Origin of the sequence: Corynebacterium vitaeruminis, from assembly GCF_001054325.1 — a bacterium.
GTDB lineage: Bacteria > Actinomycetota > Actinomycetes > Mycobacteriales > Mycobacteriaceae > Corynebacterium > Corynebacterium vitaeruminis_A.
In genome coordinates this window covers 39,117-56,737 of the sequence record NZ_JVVM01000015.1, presented here as the reverse complement: position 1 = coordinate 56,737, position 17,621 = coordinate 39,117, and the positions used below count along the sequence as shown (strand labels likewise).

The following is a 17,621-nucleotide window of genomic DNA, read 5'->3' as shown; positions in this document are numbered from 1 at the left end:
GGTAATCTCTGGTGTTATCCATGATGCAATGACCGCCTGACCCTACCGGCTCTGAAACTTGTCAAAACTGACATAAACTAGGTCAGTAACTCTCGGTACTGTGCCAGGAACTCCGGACTCAGTCAGTTTCACTCCCGAACTCCCGGGCTCAGTCAGCATCATGGCCGAGCCAGCTAATCCGCCAGCTAACTCCCGAGGCGCTGAAGACACCAAGCACTGCCCCGCTAACCCCTGCGAAGTGGACATGACAAGTGTTGCATGCCTAGCATTTCCTACGTGAACAATGACCTTCTCGCTGCGATACTGGCTCTGCTGTCGGCACTCAGCATCGCGTGGGGAACCGTCATCCGCCACAACCTCTCCGGAACACTGGAAGAGGGCACCAGCACACTTCGCGGAGTGGCGAAGACCCTGAAGCTGCCACGCTGGTGGCTAGGCTCGACTTTGGCGATTGCCGGGTATGTATTTCAGGTCGCAGCGTTGGCATTCGGCACGTTGCTCCTGGTACAGCCGTTGTTGGTTATGAAGCTGATGCTCACGCTCCCGCTGGCAGCGAAGGTGAATGGTCGGCGGATTTCGCGGTCAGAGATGTTCTGGTCGATAGCGCTTACTTTTGCGGTGGCGACGTTGGTGTTGCTCGGCAAGCCAACTGCCGGCTCCACCGATATCCCCACCTACCTGTGGGGATGGGCTCTTGCCGCCGGTGGCGTGGTCACCTGCGGGCTTTACGCTGCCGCAGTTCAGTGGCCCAACACCGGCGCTGGTGGCGGCTCCAGCACAGGTGACAGCTCAGCCATCGCAGACCGCTCCAGCACCGACAACAGCACAGGCAGTACCTCAGACACCAAACAGCACGGAGTGCTGCGACAGAACCCGAAGGCTCTGCTGCTCGGCACTGCGACCGGTTGGCTGTACGGCTTCGTCGCGCTGTTGTCCAAGTCGGTGGTCGATATCTATGTCAACGATGGACTCGTCCAACTCCTACTGGCCTGGGAACTCTGGCTGCTGGTGGCACTGGCGGTTATTGGTGTCGGCCTGCAGCAGGCTGCTTTTAACGCGGGACCGTTGCAGGCTTCGCTGCCAGCTATGACCGTCGTGGAGCCGATTGTTGCCTTCAGCTTGGGATACATCGTTCTTGGTGAGCGCTTCCAAGCGGTCGGCGTTCAGTGGGTGGCGCTTTTTATCGCACTGGTGACCATGATTTCCGCCACTATTGCTCTGGCAGCTCGCCCGGCAGAAGCCACCTCCACCGCCGCCACTACCGCAAACACCGATAACACCGGTGACACCAACGCCGCAAACACCACCGATACCGCCGCGCACTGAATGGAATCACATGGAATAACACCGCACAGAACGCCGCGCGGTGAGTAGAGTTCAGCCCTCCCGGGCCGCATCACCTACATTGGTATTTGCACTTATTTAGTCGTTAGCGATTTGTCGGCCTGGCTATCCCCTGCCCGGGAACTATTCCCGGTGAGAAAGACTCCGTGGCCGCTATGCACAAGGTCACCAAAGGTAGGACTCGATGGGGCGTCATTCCCATTCCAAGCGGGCATCTAAACCGACATCTAAGCGGAAGTCCGAACGCGCAAACGATACCGACGCCAGCGCCACAACCAAAACCAAAGCAAAGCCGCAAAAAGGCAAAAAGCTCAACTCGAACACCATCATCGCTCTGCTGCTAATCATTGGTGGTTTGGGAGTGCTGTTGTACCCGGTTGTCGCAACGCAGTGGAACAACTTCCTGCAGGCCCGCGCCGCAGATGAGTACTCCAAGCTGGAGAAATCCGTCCCTCCCGAAGTCTTGGACACCGCCTGGAACGAGGCCCACGAGTACAACGCCAGTCTCGGCGAGGTCAATCCCGGCGACGCCTGGACCACCTCCGATGACGAGTCCTCCCCGGAGTACCAGCGCTACCGCCACTACCTCGACGTGCTTGCCGAGACCGACGCACTCGGCCGCATCGTCATCCCGTCCATCAACTCTGACCTGCCTATTTTCCACGGCACGTCGGAAAAGGCGCTGCAACGGGGTGTCGGACACCTCTACGGCACCGACTTCCCGGTCGGCGGCGTGGGCGACGGTGAAGGTCGTCACGCGTCGCTGTCGGCGCATACGGGTCTGCAGAATGCGACGCTGTGGGACAACCTCGACAAGGTCAAGAAGGGCGACGCGTTTTACATCGCAGTCGCGGGGCACAAGTTGAAGTATGAGGTCCACGACGTAGCCGTCGTAAAGCCGGATGAAACCGATGCTTTACGACGTGTCCCCGGAGAAGACCTGATCACGTTGATTACGTGCACGCCTTACGGCATTAACACGCACCGCCTGCTGGTGACGGGGCACCAGGTGCCGATGGATCCTGACGAGGAATCCGTGTTCGACGGCAGCGGTTCGCAGTGGCAGTGGTGGATGTGGGCCATCCTGGCGGCAGCGGCGGTGATTATTGCGCTGCTGATTTGGTGGCTGCGGAAGCTCTCGCGCGACGGCAAGGACGAACCGGAGGCCGAGCGTGACAGCGATGAGGCGGACGCAGTGCCGGAGGCGGAGGATTAGGCCACTTACGAGGTGGCCATCACCTTCGTATCCTCGATTGCGTCCTTGATGTCGTTGATTCCCTTTTCAAAGATGCGCTGGAGGCCCAGCGCCAGGATCAGCGACGGGATGATGAACAGTGCCAACATGAACATCAGCTTCCAGTAGTCGGCCTCGTAAATACCGGCGATGGAGCTGCGGAACATGTCAATCGCGTAGGTACCCGGCAGCCACGGGCTAATGTTCTGGACCCACTGCGGCACCAGAGGCAGCGGATACGCGCCACCTGCGGCCGAGACCTGCATCACCAGCAACAGCACACAGATGGCCTTGCCGGCGTTGTCGAAGGTGAAGACGAACGAGAAGACGATCATCATGAACACCAGCGAGATCATCCAGCCGGCCAGCAGCATCAGGAATCGGTGTGCGGGATCGATGCCCACGTACACCTGGAGTCCCAACACCATCAGCGTGGCCTGAACCAGGCCAACGGTGGCGAAGGTGGCGAACCGGCCGAAGTACTTCTCGGCGCGGGTGTAGTCATCGGTCTGGGCAGCGTTGATTTGCTGGTCGCTGGACTCGTCGGCCTCAGCGTCAGCATCATCGCCGACCTCAGCGGCTGCATCGCTCTGCGCCTCATCGACCGCCTCATCGCTCTGCGCCTCATCGACCGCGGCCTCAACCTCATCAGCACCGACCTCATCACCGACCTTCTGAGCACCGCGGCTACGCACCGTGGTGCGAATCAGCACCGACGACAGCAGCGCACCGATCCACAGTGCGAGCGTCGCATAGAACGGCGTCATGCCCGCACCGAAGCTCTGGACTGGGAAGACGGGGTCTTCCTCGACCTGCACCGGCGCGGCCAGCTGCGCGGCCATGGCACTTGGATCATCACCGATGGCGTCAGCAATCCGAGAGAGGTCACCGGTGTCCTTCGCCTCTTCCAGCGCGTTGTGGATCTCGTCGAAGCGAGCGGCCAGATCATCAAAGCGGTTGCTCAAGCCCATCGTGGCAGCGCTGGTCTTACGCAGCGTATCCACCGGCGAACCAGAAAGCGTACCGCGGATACCACGAATGTCCTCGCCAATGACCTCGATGTCATTGCTCAGTCGCGACACCGGCTCCGACAGCGCGTCGATCTGCGGGCGCAGGTTCTGCTCGTAGGAGTTCTTGGCATTTTCCACAGCGGCAATCGCAGCCGTGAAAGCGTCCTTCGCCTGGCTTATCGACGATCCCGTATCCCGACCACCACGCAAATCCGCCGCCACGGCGGAGAAACTCTCCTGCAGGCCGCGGGTGCGAGCGATTGAGGTGTTCAAGTCGGAGATTGCGCGATCATAGCCCGGCTTAGCGACACCCGGAACCACTGCCCCAACGGTGTCTTCCAGGTGGTCGCGCATCGCAGTCAGACCATCGGCCTGCTGGCCGAACTTGGCCGCCATCGCATCAAAGGTATCCGCGGCAGCGCCGCTGGTGGCCTGGCTGCCGTCGACAAGCTCGTTGACCCGGTCGCGTACGCCTTCGTAGCTCGCCTGCGTTGCGTCGAGCGCCGTGCTAACCGAGCCGCGAACATTGCCGACCGCGTCTTCCAAATCGCCAGCGACGTTGCCGTCACCGGAACCGTTGCGCAGAATGTCCATCCGTGCGCCAGCGTTTTCCAAAATGGAATCCGCGGTCTCCACCAGTGGCACGGTGGTCTCCACCAGCGTGGACAGCGAACGAGCAGTCTGCGCACCGGTGCGCAGTCGCGCGGCGGTGTCATCAACGCGGTTTTGCACGCGCGTCAGTGCCTGCTTGGAGTCGGAGGTGTCCAGGTACTCATCCAGCGAGGTGATTGCGCCCAAACCAACGCTGGCGACGACCTGCGTGAAGTTCTTATCAATCTCCTGAATAACGCCACTCGCGCCCTTGCCCGTAATGATCGACGACAGCGCGTTCTTCTTCTCATTCGTATAGAGCGTCAGCTTCGGCGCCTTGGTACCGCGGACGTAGAAGGTCATCAGTTCGGTACTGAAGTTCTCCGGAAGCACGATTGCCGCGTAGTAGTCACCGGACTTGGTGCCATCGATGGCGTCATCGGAATCCGTAATCCGCCAGTCAATGTCGTGATTACGGCTCAGCTTCGACAGCACCTCATTGCCCAAGTTGAGGTCAATCGCACCAATATCCGTGCGATGGCCACGGTCATTACTGGCGACCGCAATCTTCAGCTTCTCGGTGTTCTCAAACGGCTCCCAGCTGGCCAGCACGTTAAAGCAGGTGAACAGCAGCGGGATCAGCACCAGACCGAAAACCATGATTCCGGTCATCGTGTTTTGGCGGATCACCCGAAAGTCGTTCCGCACAATTTCAAGAACGTTTCTCATTAGGCTTCACCTTCTGGGGAAGTCTTCACGCTTGCCGACGACACCTTCGTCTGCGGCTCAAACGTATCGCCAGCATTTTCCAACGAGTACGCATGCGGATGGGAAGTCTGGTGCTCCATGTAGGCACGCAGCTCTTCCTCCGACAGCTCGCTGAGCTCCTGGGCGTGAATCACAGACTGCTTGACGTACTCGCGCACCGCGATGTAAGCGAGGCAGAGCAGCACGAACAGGCAGGCTAGACCGAAGAAGAGGGCCTTCTGATCCGGGTAGTTGCGAGCCAGAATACCCAGTACCACCAGGGCGACCACTGCGACACCAATGGCAATGCGCATGAACAGCGTGTAGCTGCCACGCAGGTTCTCCATCCGCTCATCGACTCGCGTCTGGTACTCCTCGCGGTTGCGCAGCGCGAAGACCAGGTCACTGAGCTTGTACCCACTACCGACCAGGTGGACTTCTTCGTTGTTGACCAGACCGCCCTCTTCAAGCTGGTGGTTAACCAGAATGTTGACCGAAGACAGACTGCGGCGCAGCCAGTAGCCGACCACGTAGGCGACCACTGCCATGACCATCAAGGTGAGCATGTTCTTCAGGTAGTAATTGGAGTAGAAACCACCAATTGTCTCGCGGAGAGCATCAATACCGTAGGTCAACGGCAAGAACGGATTCACTGCCTGGAAGAAGTCCGGAGTCATCTCAATTGGATAGAGACCGGCGGCACCAGGGATTTGAATAAACGCGAGCACCACGGCGATACCGCGTCCCACGTGGCCAAATGCCGCCACCAAACTGTAGATAATGGCGAGATAACATAGCTCCACCACGACACAGGTGAGGACGAACGCAACCGCGCTGACATTCTGTACACCAATGACAATGTCACCGATGGAGACAATCAGCGCCTGGAAAATAGCGATGATGCCCAGCAGCAAGGTGCGGCCCATGTACGCCTGGCCGACCGTGATTTCCTTGAAACCTTCCGCATCAACTTCCACGCGGAAAATCACAATCAGGATGAACGCACCAATCCACAACGACAGGTTGGTAAACAGCGCCGCCATACCCGAGCCGTAGTGATCCACCGGGAACACGGCCTCAGTCTGGATCTCGGCCGGATCGCTCAGGAACTGCGAAATTCCCTCGGGGTCGAGGTCATTGACCATGTTCATGGCTTCGCGCTCTTCGGTAGTACCCAGGGTAAGAACATCGAGACGCGCGGTTTCCAGGCCATCGCGCACCCCGTCGAGGTCAGCCTTGAAGCTATCGAGGACCTGATTCGCGGCGGAAAGCTGCCCACTCGTAGCGTCGAGAAGCGCGGACGTTTCCTTGACGGTGTCCTTTTGCGCGCCGAGCGCCGCCGCGTACGAGCCCACGCGCGCGTTGAGCTGATTAAGCGCCCTGCTCAACTGCGGGAGCGCGTCCTGGGACGCCTCGCGGATCTGATCCGAGGCGGCCTTGCCATCCTTGGTGGCCTGCGCCAATGCCTCGCTGGTGGCGTTGAGGGAGTCGAGAGTTCCCTGCGCCGAGCCGGAGACGTTCTTCAGGCCCTCCACCAGCTCTTTATTGGTGGCGTTGCTCTCGTCGAGCGCATCGATGGTGCGCTGGATTGCCTGTTTATCCGGACCGTTTAGCGGGCTGGCATCCAACAGGGAATTCAGACCGCCAATGACCTGATCCGCCTGCTTGACGATGTCCTCCGCCGCAGCCGTCGCGGAATCCGAACGGGAAATTGCGCCTTGCAGATTGCCGGTCATCGCGCCAATCGCGACATTGGCGTTACCGGTGCCCTCTACCAGGGCGGTACTGCCCTGCAGGTAGGCGTCGTTGAGATCCGCGGAGAAATTCAGGACCTCGTTGTTGAGCTCACCAGTAATCGCCTGCACCTGCGTCAACGCATCTTGGGCATCGTCGAGAGCCGTATCTACGCTGCCAAGAGTCTTCTTGATCTGCGCAATCGTCGGCTGCAGATCGCCAATCTGCTCCTGGATAGCGCCGACTTCATCACGACTACTAGCCACCGCATCAGCGACATCCTGGAAAGCGTCGGCGGAATTGAGGCGGGCAGCGTCGAATCGGCCCTGCATCAGGCCGCCGGCTTCCTTGACCTGCTCGGTGACCGCCTTCGCAATCTCCTTATTAAAGGCCGCGGAAATTTGACCATCCATACCGGATGCGCCCTGCGCCGTGATGTGCGGCGAGATTGCGTTGATCTTCTGGTTAGCGCGGTAGGTCAGTTTTGCTGGATGCCCCTGCCCTTGGATCAGATCGACCATTTCCTGCGAGAAATTCGGCGGAATGGTGATTGAGGCGTAGACCTCGCCGCGCTTTAGATCTCGGTCTGCCTTCTCGGCATCGGGGAACTGCCAGCCCAGTTCATGATTTTCTTTTAGTTGTTTGACCACCTGGTTACCGATATTGAGGCTTCCAGTAACCGTGGAACTCGCGCCCTTGTCCTCATTCACAATTGCCACGCCGATGTTCTCGGTGTGCTCATACGGATCCCAGAAGCCCGGGATGTTGAACCAGGAATACAAGGCAGGGGTAATCATCACGCCGATGACGATGACCCACACTCTTGGGCTATTGCGGAGACGGCGCAAGTCTCGCTTAAGAATAGACCAGCTAGTTTGCACCTTTAGGACGCTATCATCTTTACCCCGCTAAATACATTGGTACTAGTTTTAGAACTATTGGCGGGGCGGGTGGCTGAGGTGAGTGACACGGGTGGCTGTTGGTGGCGTGAGTGGCTGAGGTGCGTGGCTGTTGGTGGGGTGGGTGGCTGAGGTGCGCGGGCGAGGGCCGTCGGCAATGCCTTTCGCAGCGCGGAACCCCGAGGCACAGAACTTGAACACATTTCCCCCACTAAAACCCCCGAATGATGAAATTCATATAACCAACGGGGTAAGGTACATCACATGCAACGCGGACTACTGCTTCTATGCCGCGGCGGGGCTTGGATTTAAGGCCGGCTCCCCGTCGCGGGGTTAGTTGTGCCGGCCTAAAAGAAAAGTCCGAATTAGAAAGGCCCACAACATGACTCCCTCCGACGCTTTTATTTCCGCTCCCTCTGTAATTTCCACTCCTGCTGGCGAGATTCCGGAAGGGCAGCCTGCTTGGAATAAGCAGCGCAATTCCCAGATGGCAACCAACCGCTACCTGCCTTACGACCAGGAAGTTCAGGACTTTCAGCTGAAGGATCGCACCTGGCCGGACAAGCGCATTACGAAGGCACCGGTTTGGTGTGCCGTCGACCTGCGCGATGGCAACCAGGCGCTGATCGATCCGATGAGCCCGGAGCGCAAGCGCCGCATGTTCGAGCTGCTGGTCCAGATGGGCTACAAGGAAATTGAGGTCGGCTTCCCGTCCGCTTCCCAGACCGATTACAACTTCGTGCGCGAGATCATTGAGAAGAATATGATCCCGGACGACGTCACCATCCAGGTTCTGGTCCAGGCTCGCGAGCACCTGATTCGCCGCACCTTCGAGGCGTGCGCCGGCGCAAAGAACGTCATCGTTCACTTCTACAACTCCACCTCGATCCTGCAGCGCGATGTTGTGTTCCGTAAGGACAAGGACGCAATCAAGAAGATTGCCACCGACGCGGCGGAGCTGATTAAGACCATCGCGAAGGACTACCCGGACACCAACTGGCGCTGGGAGTACTCGCCGGAGTCCTACACCGGCACCGAGGTTGAGTACGCCAAGGAAGTTGTCGACGCCGTGGTGGATGTCATCGACCCGACGCCGGAGAACCCAATCATCATCAACCTGCCGTCGACCGTGGAGATGATCACTCCGAACGTCTACGCAGACTCCATCGAGTGGATGCACCGCAACCTCAACCGCCGCGACTCCATCATTCTGTCGCTGCACCCGCACAACGACCGCGGCACCGGCATCGCCACCGCCGAGCTGGGCTACATGGCCGGCGCCGACCGCATCGAGGGCTGCCTCTTCGGCAACGGCGAGCGCACCGGTAACGTCTGCCTGGTCACCCTGGGGCTGAACATGCTGACCCAGGGCGTCGACCCACAGATTGACTTCTCCGACATCGACCTGATCCGCCGCACCGTCGAGTACTGCAACCAGCTGCGGGTTCCGGAGCGCCACCCGTACGGCGGCGACCTGGTCTTCACCGCCTTCTCCGGCTCGCACCAGGACGCAGTGAACAAGGGTCTCGATGCAATGGCGGACAAGGTTCGCCCGGGCGCCGCCGTCAAGGAGCTTTCCGACGAGGACCTGCGCGCGGTGACCTGGGAGGTTCCTTACCTGCCCATCGACCCGAAGGACGTCGGTCGTTCTTACGAGGCCGTTATCCGCGTGAACTCCCAGTCCGGTAAGGGCGGCGTGGCCTACATCATGAAGACGGACCATGGCATGAACCTGCCGCGCTCCATGCAGGTCGAGTTCTCCTCCGTCGTGCAGGCGGTCACCGACGCCGAGGGCGGCGAGGTCAACTCCAAGGCCATCTGGGACATCTTCGCAGGTGAGTACCTGGACCGCGAGGCTCCGCTGGAGCAGATCGCCCTGACTGTCGATGCAGCTCAGAACGAGTCGGACGCCACCAAGATCAAGGCTCACATCGTCTACGAGGGCAAGGAGCAGACCGTCGAGGGGGTCGGCAACGGCCCGCTGGCCGCTTACGCTAACGCTCTGGAGAAGCTCGGTGTCAACGTCGAGGTCCAGGAGTACGTCCAGCACGCTCGTACCGCAGGTGACGACGCCGAGGCTGCGGCCTACGTCCTCGCAGATGTCAACGGCACCAAGGTCTGGGGCTCCGGCATCGCTGGTTCCATCACCTACGCATCGCTGAAGGCGGTCACCAGCGCGGTCAACCGCGCGCTGGCTTAAACTCCACAGAGTTACTGACTAGGTTTATTGCGCTTCCGGCCCGAATTTGAGGCCGAATCTGCTATAGACCGGGTCAGTTTCTTTTTGGGGCAAACTATCCAGCGGCCCAATTATCCAACAGCCCCTTGGCCCCGCTACCCAATCAACGGACCGGCATTGCGCACATCCGCACGAAAAGTCACCCCACCTGCGGCTACGACGCGTTCGCGCTCGATGAGGATTGAACGGAGCGTCGATAAGCGAATGGCGTGCGATTCCACTTCTTTCCACACCACCCGCGCGACATCGAGCCCCGTTGTGCGCAGCGAACGCTCGCGGTAAGTCTCCCGCGTGAGCAGCTCGGACTGGGCCGCAGGCGTCGGCGCGACCTCGCTCGCCGAATACTTGATGTGGCCATCGAACTCCACGACAAGCAGCAGGTCGGGGATATAAAAATCCACGCGGGCGAGAAAATGCGGCGGATTGTGGCTGGTGCCGCGAGTCCAAATTTCGGCTTGCTCGTGGAACTTCAGGCCGAGCTCGAGAAGCGCAGCTTTGGTCAGGGCCTCACCGGGCGTTTCGCAGCGACCATGACAGACCGCAAGCGCACGGTGAAACAGCTCCTGGCCCCGCACGCTGGGATAATGCGCTGGCATCTCCTCAAGCTGATCGCGCGTGGCGCCATGTCGCAGCGCACCTTCGACGGCCAACACCGCCGCCCGCCACGACACGGACTCCGACCCCTTCTGCCTGAACCGGACGCGACACTCATCGAACGCCGCACGCGCGAGCACCGCGACCCGCCGGTCCGCGAGCCCCTGTGTGTGATCCAGATGGATCTCCGAGCGCAGGCGCATGCAATAGTCGATGCCGTGGAACTTCTGACTCCCGCCCACGACCACGATCTTCGCGTCGCGCACCAGCACCCACGAACCGTGCAAGGCCAGCGCTGCAGCTCCCGATATAACGCCTGACGACGTCTCGGAGACCACCGCCAAAGCAGTAATAGCCAGGCGTTCCTCGCGGTGGAGCCCTTCCCAGGCTTGCGCGGCTACATAGTGGCCTCGGCAAAGTCGCTCCAGATAACCGGCCCGCGTTTGCTTTGCGACCTCGCGGTATCCGTCCCCCGGCTGGTTGTCCGGCCTAATGATTCCATACTGATCCGCCACCAGCTGCTTACGTTTCCTGTTTCTCACTTCTCCCCCGCCCTGTGGTTATTGCCCTGCCGTAGTAATTTCGGCCCCTGTTCGTGGCCTTGGTTCGTGGCCCTATTTAGTGGGATCCTTATTTAATAAGGCGCAGAAATCGTCCTCTCGGTTCCATTCCTTTTCGACTGGGTACCCTGCTGGGGGGGGAGAGAGAAACTTTGGGGAGTGCGTGGTTTGCGTGGTTTATGGGACCCATGTGGTCGGGCCCACGGCCCTTCCGATTGGGCACCCAAGTTACTGACCAGGTTTATAGCAGTTTCGTCGCAAAAATTTTGCTTAAGGTGCTATAAAGCTGGTCACTTTCTCCGCGGGTGAGCGCACCCGCTAGTCTTGAGGCATGACTGAATCGGCGCGCGAGGAGTGCAATGCGACTGGGGCCTCTTCTAAAACGAAGAGGCGGCGGCGGAATCGTCGCCGTTCTCAACGCGCGTCGGGAGCGGGCGCGAAAACGCCACCAACTGCACCGGCTTCCACTACAACGGACGCAGCCACGCCGACCGCAACCACCACCGACACGGCCCCAACCGACGCAGCCACAACGGACACGGCTACAACCGCACCGTCCGCAACCACCACCGACACGGCCCCAACCGACGCAGCCACAACGGACATGACTACAACCGCACCGTCCGCAGCCACCACCGACACGGCTACGACCAACGCGGCTGCAACCGGTGCAAGTACAGCTGCCCCACCCCCAACCGAAACCGCCGCGACAAAGGCCGCTGACGAGCACAAACAGTTCTCGTCAGCGGAGGAAGCTCCTTACGCAATCGTGTCCATCCAGGCCACGGGCATCCATCCCAAGACATCTCGGCTGGTCAGTCTGGGAGTGTCCACAGCCGACGCGCACGGCAACATCGTGGACACCTGGCATGTCGTCATCGATCCCACCGAAGACCCCGGCCCGACACACCTCCACGGCCTCGAGCCCGCGGACTTCGAGGGGGCTCCGAAGTTCGGGGTTATCCAGGCCAAGCTCGCGCACGCGCTCGATGGGCGCACGTTGGTTGCTCATAATGCGCCGCTGGTCTGGGGTTTTATAGTTGCCGAGGCAAAGAGGGCCCGTCGTCAAGCGAATCGTGAGCGGTCCGCGCGGAATAAGCGGGGGCGTCGTCGCACGCGCACTCGTGTCGCGCGGATTCCGGCGCCCGCACGGATTGCCGATACGTTGGAAACAGCGCGTCGCCAGGGAAAACGGCTTGACGACGCCCGCCTGCGCGCCGTCGCGCGCGCCTACGGCCTCGATGTGCCTTCGCCCGAGGCGTCGATTGCCGGCATCTCGGTGCCGGAGCGGGTGCGGACATTGGATGACGTCACCACCACGCTTGCGCTGTTCCGCGCACAGGGCGGGCTCGACGAGGGCACAATCCTGAACATGTACACGCCTGACCAGCTGCGCGAGGACATTGTGGGCCTGCAGCGCTCAGCAGTGCGTGTCGACGCGATGGAAGCCCCGCGGCCCGTGGAGAACCCCGGCCGCTATACGCCGGGGCGGAAGCTCGCGACGGGCATGGAGTTCGTCGTGGCACCAGAAGTGTCGCTGGACCCGGATGAGCTGATCGCGGCGGGTGTGCGGGCCGGGCTGGCGTACTCGGAGAAGGTCACTCGGGAGTCGTCGGTGCTGGTGTGCAACCGACCGGCGGATGTGACGCCGGACCAACTGACGGGCAAAGCCATGCATGCCCACCGGAAGGACATTCCGATCGTTTCCGATGAGGCATTTTTGCGGCTGGTTGGAGAGATGTCGCCGGACGCCGTGAAGGATGAGACTAACGACTGACTCGGTGACTACTCATTGCGTAATTGCAGTGGCACTGGGGCAACGGTCCTGCCGGATGGTCACCTCGCGGAGTCTAGTTTGCAGGCGTTAAGCCCCAGGACCGCACTGATTTTGTGACGGTTGGAAGCGACAACCTTATAGATAAAGCTCCACAGTTTTGTTAGTGGCGGGAAAAGCAGAAGTGTACCCGCACATCGGAATAGTGTCTTGGTGCCACCCTCACGCAGGGCGATGCCTATCGCCTCGTAGCCATACCGAAATTTGCGGCCACTTTTAACACCAGGTTCGACGACTGCCGCTTCGGCTGGGATCATGGCGACCGCCTCAGCTGAGATGTGTCGCCGAACTTCCGCTGGCAAGGACTGGTCATCGGGGCTGGCACCAATCATGCGGACACGACTGAGTTTGGCTAGAAGGGTCACACTTGCCTCGCAGAACCCACAATCGCGGTCGTAGTAGAAGGTGATGTCAGGGTGGAGAGTGATGTCAGGATTCATCTTTTTTCGGCGTCCTTTTTATACAGGCTCTTACCATTCAGTTTGGTGTGCTCAAAATTGACTAGGACATCAAATTTCTGGAGATTTTTCCAAATTTTCTTGGCTTGCCCACGCGAACCGATAGATCCCAACTTCACACATTGCAATAGCACGTGCTCGGTATTGAATACGTATCCGGCTTTTTGCTTCCGCGCTAGCTCACAGGCATCACCGTCATCCATGATAAGCGCAGTGACTACACCCTTATCCTGGTCTTTCGCATGAAGGCAATGGGCGATAGCGATGTACTCCCCCAGGTGTTTAGCTTTGCCCCCTTTAGATTTATAGCCAGGACCGGAATAAAGACGAACATATGGATAAAGCTTTTTGTAGTCATCGTCGAGCACTTCGACATTCGGTTGCCCCAGAAACCAATCCCAGTGTCCCTTGCCGCAGGCAAAGAGCTGTTTAGCCAACTTGCGTTCGACTTCATTTTTGACTGCGCCCGGAATGCTGATGGTTTTATTGCCTGCGAAGTCGAGCAAATACTGGTGATTCTTCGAACACACGAAATTAAGAAGTACGCTTGTATCAGCTACTAAGAGGTGACCGGCCATCGTTTATTGGAGGCTTTCTGAACTATCGGGACCATCGCCGAAGAAAGCGTCCAGTTCCGCGAAGGGATCTGCTTCCGTGTCAGCCACGTCCTGACCCTGTGCATTCACATCATGCATCAATGGCTGTAACTGTGACTGCGATGCACTTATCTGTTCTTTCACCTCGTCGACACTGCTCATTTCAGCAAAAGCAATGCTCGGAAGGTCGACTATCCCCTGTTCGTAAGCGCGATAGACGTCTTTCACCAACCGCGCCGATGGCTGCGCCAGTGCGGAGACCTTTACCGCACGGTCGTAGTCAGCTTTCCAGCCATACCGGGCAGCCAGAGTGGGGGCTGATACTCCTTTGAGTTCGTCTGACTGCGTTTCGCTAATGAGGTCAGCGTGCCTCATCTGAATAAGTGCCACCCCTGGCGAAATTTGATACTTGCGAACGACATGGGACAACGCAGCAAGGACGTCACCGCCACCGATAAGCTCACCGAGTTTTTGGTCCTTTTTCAGTCCATCAGTTGGGCAGAGCACATTACGAGCAAAAGTATCAGCACGAACTTCCTGATGATCACGCTTGCCGCAGACGTATATTCCAGGCTCAGGGCGCTCATCATCTGCAACTATTCTCGACGACTCGAAATCATCGGAAATAAAATGCCCAATTTCATGCGCAACGGTAAACCGCTGACGATAAGGAACGGATGACTGCGCAATTCCAATGACCGTCGCTCTCGTCACAGGGTCACGCAAAGCAAGTGCATCAACATTGGCTGGCAAATCCAGAATCATAAAATCTGCATCAACCAACTGCATAAAGTCAGTGATGTCAGCGATTGGATCATTTCCTAGGCCGTGCTTCTTGCGGAACCCTTTAGCAAGGTCGAGCCCCTCCTTGCTCGCACTGCACATGGGGAGCCCTCCTTAATTTTGAGTTAGCAGCACTCGAAGCTGCAGGTAGGGCAAAAGCATCTTCTGCGCTTCCTTAACACTCGCGTCATCCTGTGAAGTGCGAGCCACCGCCTGCACACGCTGGCTGACCGGGTTTTCCTCCACAAGTTCATCCAGAGGCACACCAAGAGCCCATGAAAGCGCCATAACCTGCTCAAGCGAGTAAGCCGCCTTGCCATTTTCCAGGCGACTAACTGCAGATTGCGACACCACACCATCAGTGGCGTCAGCCAAATCACGTGTGGTCATGCCACGATCTGTGCGCATCTGATGCAAGCGCGCACCGAAGAAGTTGCTTTCTGTGCTAGCCATTCTTCTTCCCCCTTGTCTCCTAGTGGAGAGTATATGGCAACGACTGAATCAGAACAACTCCTTTTTGATTCAGGGCTTGCAGGTGTTTCCGCAAATACGCTTTCTCACTTCGATAATCTCTTTCCTTCCTGCCTTTCTTCCGCCGCATGACCGCCTACCTCCCGAAAACCAACCTGCTCGCAATCACCTCACAATTCAGAATTCACGGACCTCGCAGGGAGATAGCTCACAAATCCCATCAGACCTCGCAGGCCTGCTTCTTAGGCCTAGCCCTTTCGTGCGCGTAATATTTACACACATGACAAATGGCACCTCTCCGCAATCGCATTCCGCTGATAGCGCGGATGCCAGCCCGCACGGTACTGCGTCGAGTGGCTCCCGCGACTCGAATAGTTCTCGTGGCCTGCGCGGCACCGGCGCCCGCCTGCGCGCACGGTTCGCCACATCCGTCGCTCACGCCGCCACCTGGGCTTCCCGGAAGTCCGGTCGTGGCGCGGGCGGCATGATCGGTGGCTTGATTGCGCAAAAGATTGACCCGCGCATTCTGGCTTCCCTCGGCAAGGGACGCCCGGCCGCGATCATCACTGGCACCAACGGCAAGTCCACTACCACCCGCATGTTCGCGGCCGCCATGCGCGCCGCTGGCCACAACGTGGCCACCAACGAGGGTGGCGACAACATGGACGCAGGCATTATCTCCGCGCTGCTGGCCACTCCCGATGCGGACAGCCTGGTCCTGGAAGTCGATGAGCTGCACGTCCCGCACATCGCAGCGGATCTGAAACCGCAGGTCCTGGTGCTGCTGAACCTCTCTCGGGACCAGCTCGACCGCGTCGGCGAGATCAACAAGATTGAGGCCACACTCCGCGCTGCGGTAGATGCGAACCCGCAGGCGACGGTCATCGCCAACTGCGACGACCCACTCATCGCGTCGGCTGCGTGGGATGCCAAGAAGGTTATTTGGGTCTCCGCGGGCGGTGGCTGGACCAACGATGCCACCTCTTCCCCGCGCACCGGCGGCCCCATCATCCAGGACGGCCACAACTGGTATGCCGTGAAGCCACTCCCGGACGGCTCGGAGTTCAAGCGCCCAGAACCGGACTACCGAATCACTTCCGAGGGCGTCATCACGCCTGCTGGCGACACCCTGCCGATGAATCTCACACTGCCGGGCAACGCCAACCGCGGCAACGCCACCATGGCAATCGCAGGCGCGGTCGATATGGGCGTGGAACTGGAGAAATCCCTCCGCGCCACCGAGACCGTCGACAACGTCGCGGGCCGCTACTCCACCATGATTGTGCGGGACGACAAGGGCGGCGAGAAGCACGTCCGCATGCTGCTGGCCAAGAACCCGGCCGGCTGGCAGGAAGCGCTGTCCATGGTCGACCGCACTGCGGATGCAGTGGTCATCGCAGTCAACGGCCACGTCGCCGACGGCGAGGATCTGTCCTGGCTGTGGGATGTCCGCTTCGAAGACTTCGACGGCATGGATGTGTTGTCCGCAGGCGAACGCGGAACCGACCTCGCGGTGCGGTTGCTGTATGCGGGCATCGATGCGAGGTTGGTCGCAAATCCGCTGCAGGCGATCCGGTCGTGTGAGGCGCGGGGGTCGTCGTCAAGCGTCACCCGAGTTGAGGTGCTGGCGAACTACACCGCCTTCCGCGATTTGAAGCGCGACATCGAACGAGCACAGGAGGAAAAGTAAATGAGCGAGCTGTCTATCGGCCTAATCCTCCCGGACGTGCTGGGCACCTACGGCGACGATGGAAATGCGCTGGTGCTGCGGCAACGCGCGCGGATGCGCGGGATTGACGCCGAGATTGCCCCGATTAAGCTGGGCGATTCCGTACCCACCAACCTGGATATTTACACCGTCGGTGGCGGCGAGGACGTCGCGCAGACCATCGCGGTGGAACACTTGATTAACGACGGCGGCATCAAAAAAGCAGCCGATGCCGGCAAGCAGATTCTCGCGATTTGCGCGGGCTTCCAGATCTTCGGCAATTCCTTCCGCGCGGGCGGACGCGACGTCGCAGGTCTCGGCCTTGTCGACTGCACCACCGATTCGCTGCCCACGCGCGCAATCGGCGAAATCTGCACTCTCGTCGATCCCACGAACAGTTTGCTTGACGACGTCGACGCCAGCCCGCTGACTGGCTTCGAAAACCACATGGGTCGCACGACCCTGGGGGCCGATGCGAAGCCACTTGGTCGTGTTGTCCGTGGCGTGGGCAACTCCGGCCCCGAAGTGGAGCAGGCGGACTCTGGGATTGCTCCGGGAGTGGATGTTGCTGCACTTACGCCGACCGGGGGCGCCGAGGGCGCGGTGCAGGGCTCGATTATCTGCACCTACCTGCACGGACCTGTGTTGGCTCGCAATCCGCAGCTTGCTGATCTGCTGCTGGCTCGTGCGACTGGTCAGGACCTGTCGAGCCTGGCTCCGCTCGACATCGAGGTTGTGGACAAGCTGCGCGAAGAGCGCATTTTGTCCAAGCCGCGCCCGAAGAGCGAGCGCTAGTTTTTGTGGTTTCGCGCGACCGGC

At 59.7% G+C, this 17,621-nt stretch carries 14 protein-coding genes; 6 read left to right on the top strand and 8 right to left on the bottom strand.

The features are described 5' to 3' along the window. Positions 1–276 precede the first annotated feature (276 nt). Entirely contained in the window at positions 277–1,326 is a 1,050-nt protein-coding gene (locus tag ADA16_RS03550) for a DMT family transporter (RefSeq protein WP_239659327.1), read from the top strand. 202 nt (positions 1,327–1,528) lie between these two features. Then, complete coding sequence (locus ADA16_RS03545) at positions 1,529–2,560, top strand: class C sortase (RefSeq protein ID WP_048759245.1); 1,032 nt, start codon at positions 1,529–1,531, stop codon at positions 2,558–2,560. A 5-nt stretch (positions 2,561–2,565) separates the two neighbouring features. Here ADA16_RS03545 and ADA16_RS03540 read toward each other — a convergent pair whose 3' ends face one another. Together ADA16_RS03540 and ADA16_RS03535 are read right to left on the bottom strand one after the other, a co-directional pair. Next, positions 2,566–4,908: a YhgE/Pip family protein gene (locus ADA16_RS03540; RefSeq protein ID WP_048759242.1), complete on the bottom strand. Its 2,343-nt coding sequence runs from the start codon at positions 4,906–4,908 to the stop codon at positions 2,566–2,568. Continuing rightward, entirely contained in the window at positions 4,908–7,541 is a 2,634-nt protein-coding gene (locus ADA16_RS03535) for a YhgE/Pip domain-containing protein (protein WP_048759240.1), read from the bottom strand. The genes ADA16_RS03540 and ADA16_RS03535 overlap by 1 nt, the downstream gene beginning before the upstream one ends. A 400-nt stretch (positions 7,542–7,941) precedes the next feature. Between ADA16_RS03535 and leuA the strand changes: the two genes are divergently transcribed. After that, the gene (gene leuA, locus ADA16_RS03530) at positions 7,942–9,759 is read left to right on the top strand and encodes a 2-isopropylmalate synthase (RefSeq protein WP_048759239.1); all 1,818 of its coding nucleotides are present in this window, start codon (positions 7,942–7,944) and stop codon (positions 9,757–9,759) included. 134 nt (positions 9,760–9,893) lie between these two features. Here leuA and ADA16_RS03525 read toward each other — a convergent pair whose 3' ends face one another. Then, on the bottom strand, positions 9,894–10,934 hold the full coding sequence (locus ADA16_RS03525; protein ID WP_048759237.1) for a hypothetical protein: 1,041 nt from the start codon (positions 10,932–10,934) through the stop codon (positions 9,894–9,896). 432 nt (positions 10,935–11,366) lie between these two features. After that, on the bottom strand, positions 11,367–11,558 hold the full coding sequence (locus ADA16_RS03520; protein WP_048759235.1) for a hypothetical protein: 192 nt from the start codon (positions 11,556–11,558) through the stop codon (positions 11,367–11,369). Here ADA16_RS03520 and ADA16_RS03515 point away from each other — a divergent pair. Further along, entirely contained in the window at positions 11,557–12,729 is a 1,173-nt protein-coding gene (locus ADA16_RS03515) for an exonuclease domain-containing protein (protein ID WP_053084290.1), read from the top strand. The two genes, ADA16_RS03520 and ADA16_RS03515, sit on opposite strands and share 2 nt — an antisense overlap. Positions 12,730–12,788: 59 nt before the next feature. On the opposite strand, the gene ADA16_RS03510 is transcribed toward ADA16_RS03515, so the two are convergent. Genes ADA16_RS03510 through ADA16_RS03495 form a run of 4 tightly spaced genes read right to left on the bottom strand, consistent with a single transcriptional unit; the run spans position 12,789 to position 15,076 of the window. Further along, the gene (locus ADA16_RS03510) at positions 12,789–13,226 is read right to left on the bottom strand and encodes a DCC1-like thiol-disulfide oxidoreductase family protein (protein WP_048759234.1); all 438 of its coding nucleotides are present in this window, start codon (positions 13,224–13,226) and stop codon (positions 12,789–12,791) included. Then, positions 13,223–13,774: a hypothetical protein gene (locus ADA16_RS03505; RefSeq protein WP_161797582.1), complete on the bottom strand. Its 552-nt coding sequence runs from the start codon at positions 13,772–13,774 to the stop codon at positions 13,223–13,225. The genes ADA16_RS03510 and ADA16_RS03505 overlap by 4 nt, the downstream gene beginning before the upstream one ends. A 51-nt stretch (positions 13,775–13,825) precedes the next feature. Further along, on the bottom strand, positions 13,826–14,725 hold the full coding sequence (locus tag ADA16_RS03500; protein WP_048759229.1) for an ImmA/IrrE family metallo-endopeptidase: 900 nt from the start codon (positions 14,723–14,725) through the stop codon (positions 13,826–13,828). Positions 14,726–14,737: 12 nt separating this feature from the next. Then, complete coding sequence (locus ADA16_RS03495) at positions 14,738–15,076, bottom strand: helix-turn-helix domain-containing protein (RefSeq protein ID WP_048759228.1); 339 nt, start codon at positions 15,074–15,076, stop codon at positions 14,738–14,740. A gap of 298 nt (positions 15,077–15,374) precedes the next feature. Here ADA16_RS03495 and ADA16_RS03490 point away from each other — a divergent pair, with 298 nt between their 5' ends. Both ADA16_RS03490 and ADA16_RS03485 read left to right on the top strand, forming a co-directional pair. Then, complete coding sequence (locus ADA16_RS03490; protein ID WP_239659326.1) at positions 15,375–16,784, top strand: MurT ligase domain-containing protein; 1,410 nt, start codon at positions 15,375–15,377, stop codon at positions 16,782–16,784. Continuing rightward, positions 16,785–17,597 (top strand): type 1 glutamine amidotransferase, encoded by an 813-nt coding sequence (locus ADA16_RS03485; protein ID WP_048759226.1) that lies wholly within the window; start codon positions 16,785–16,787, stop codon positions 17,595–17,597. The last annotated feature ends 24 nt before the right edge of the window (positions 17,598–17,621 follow it).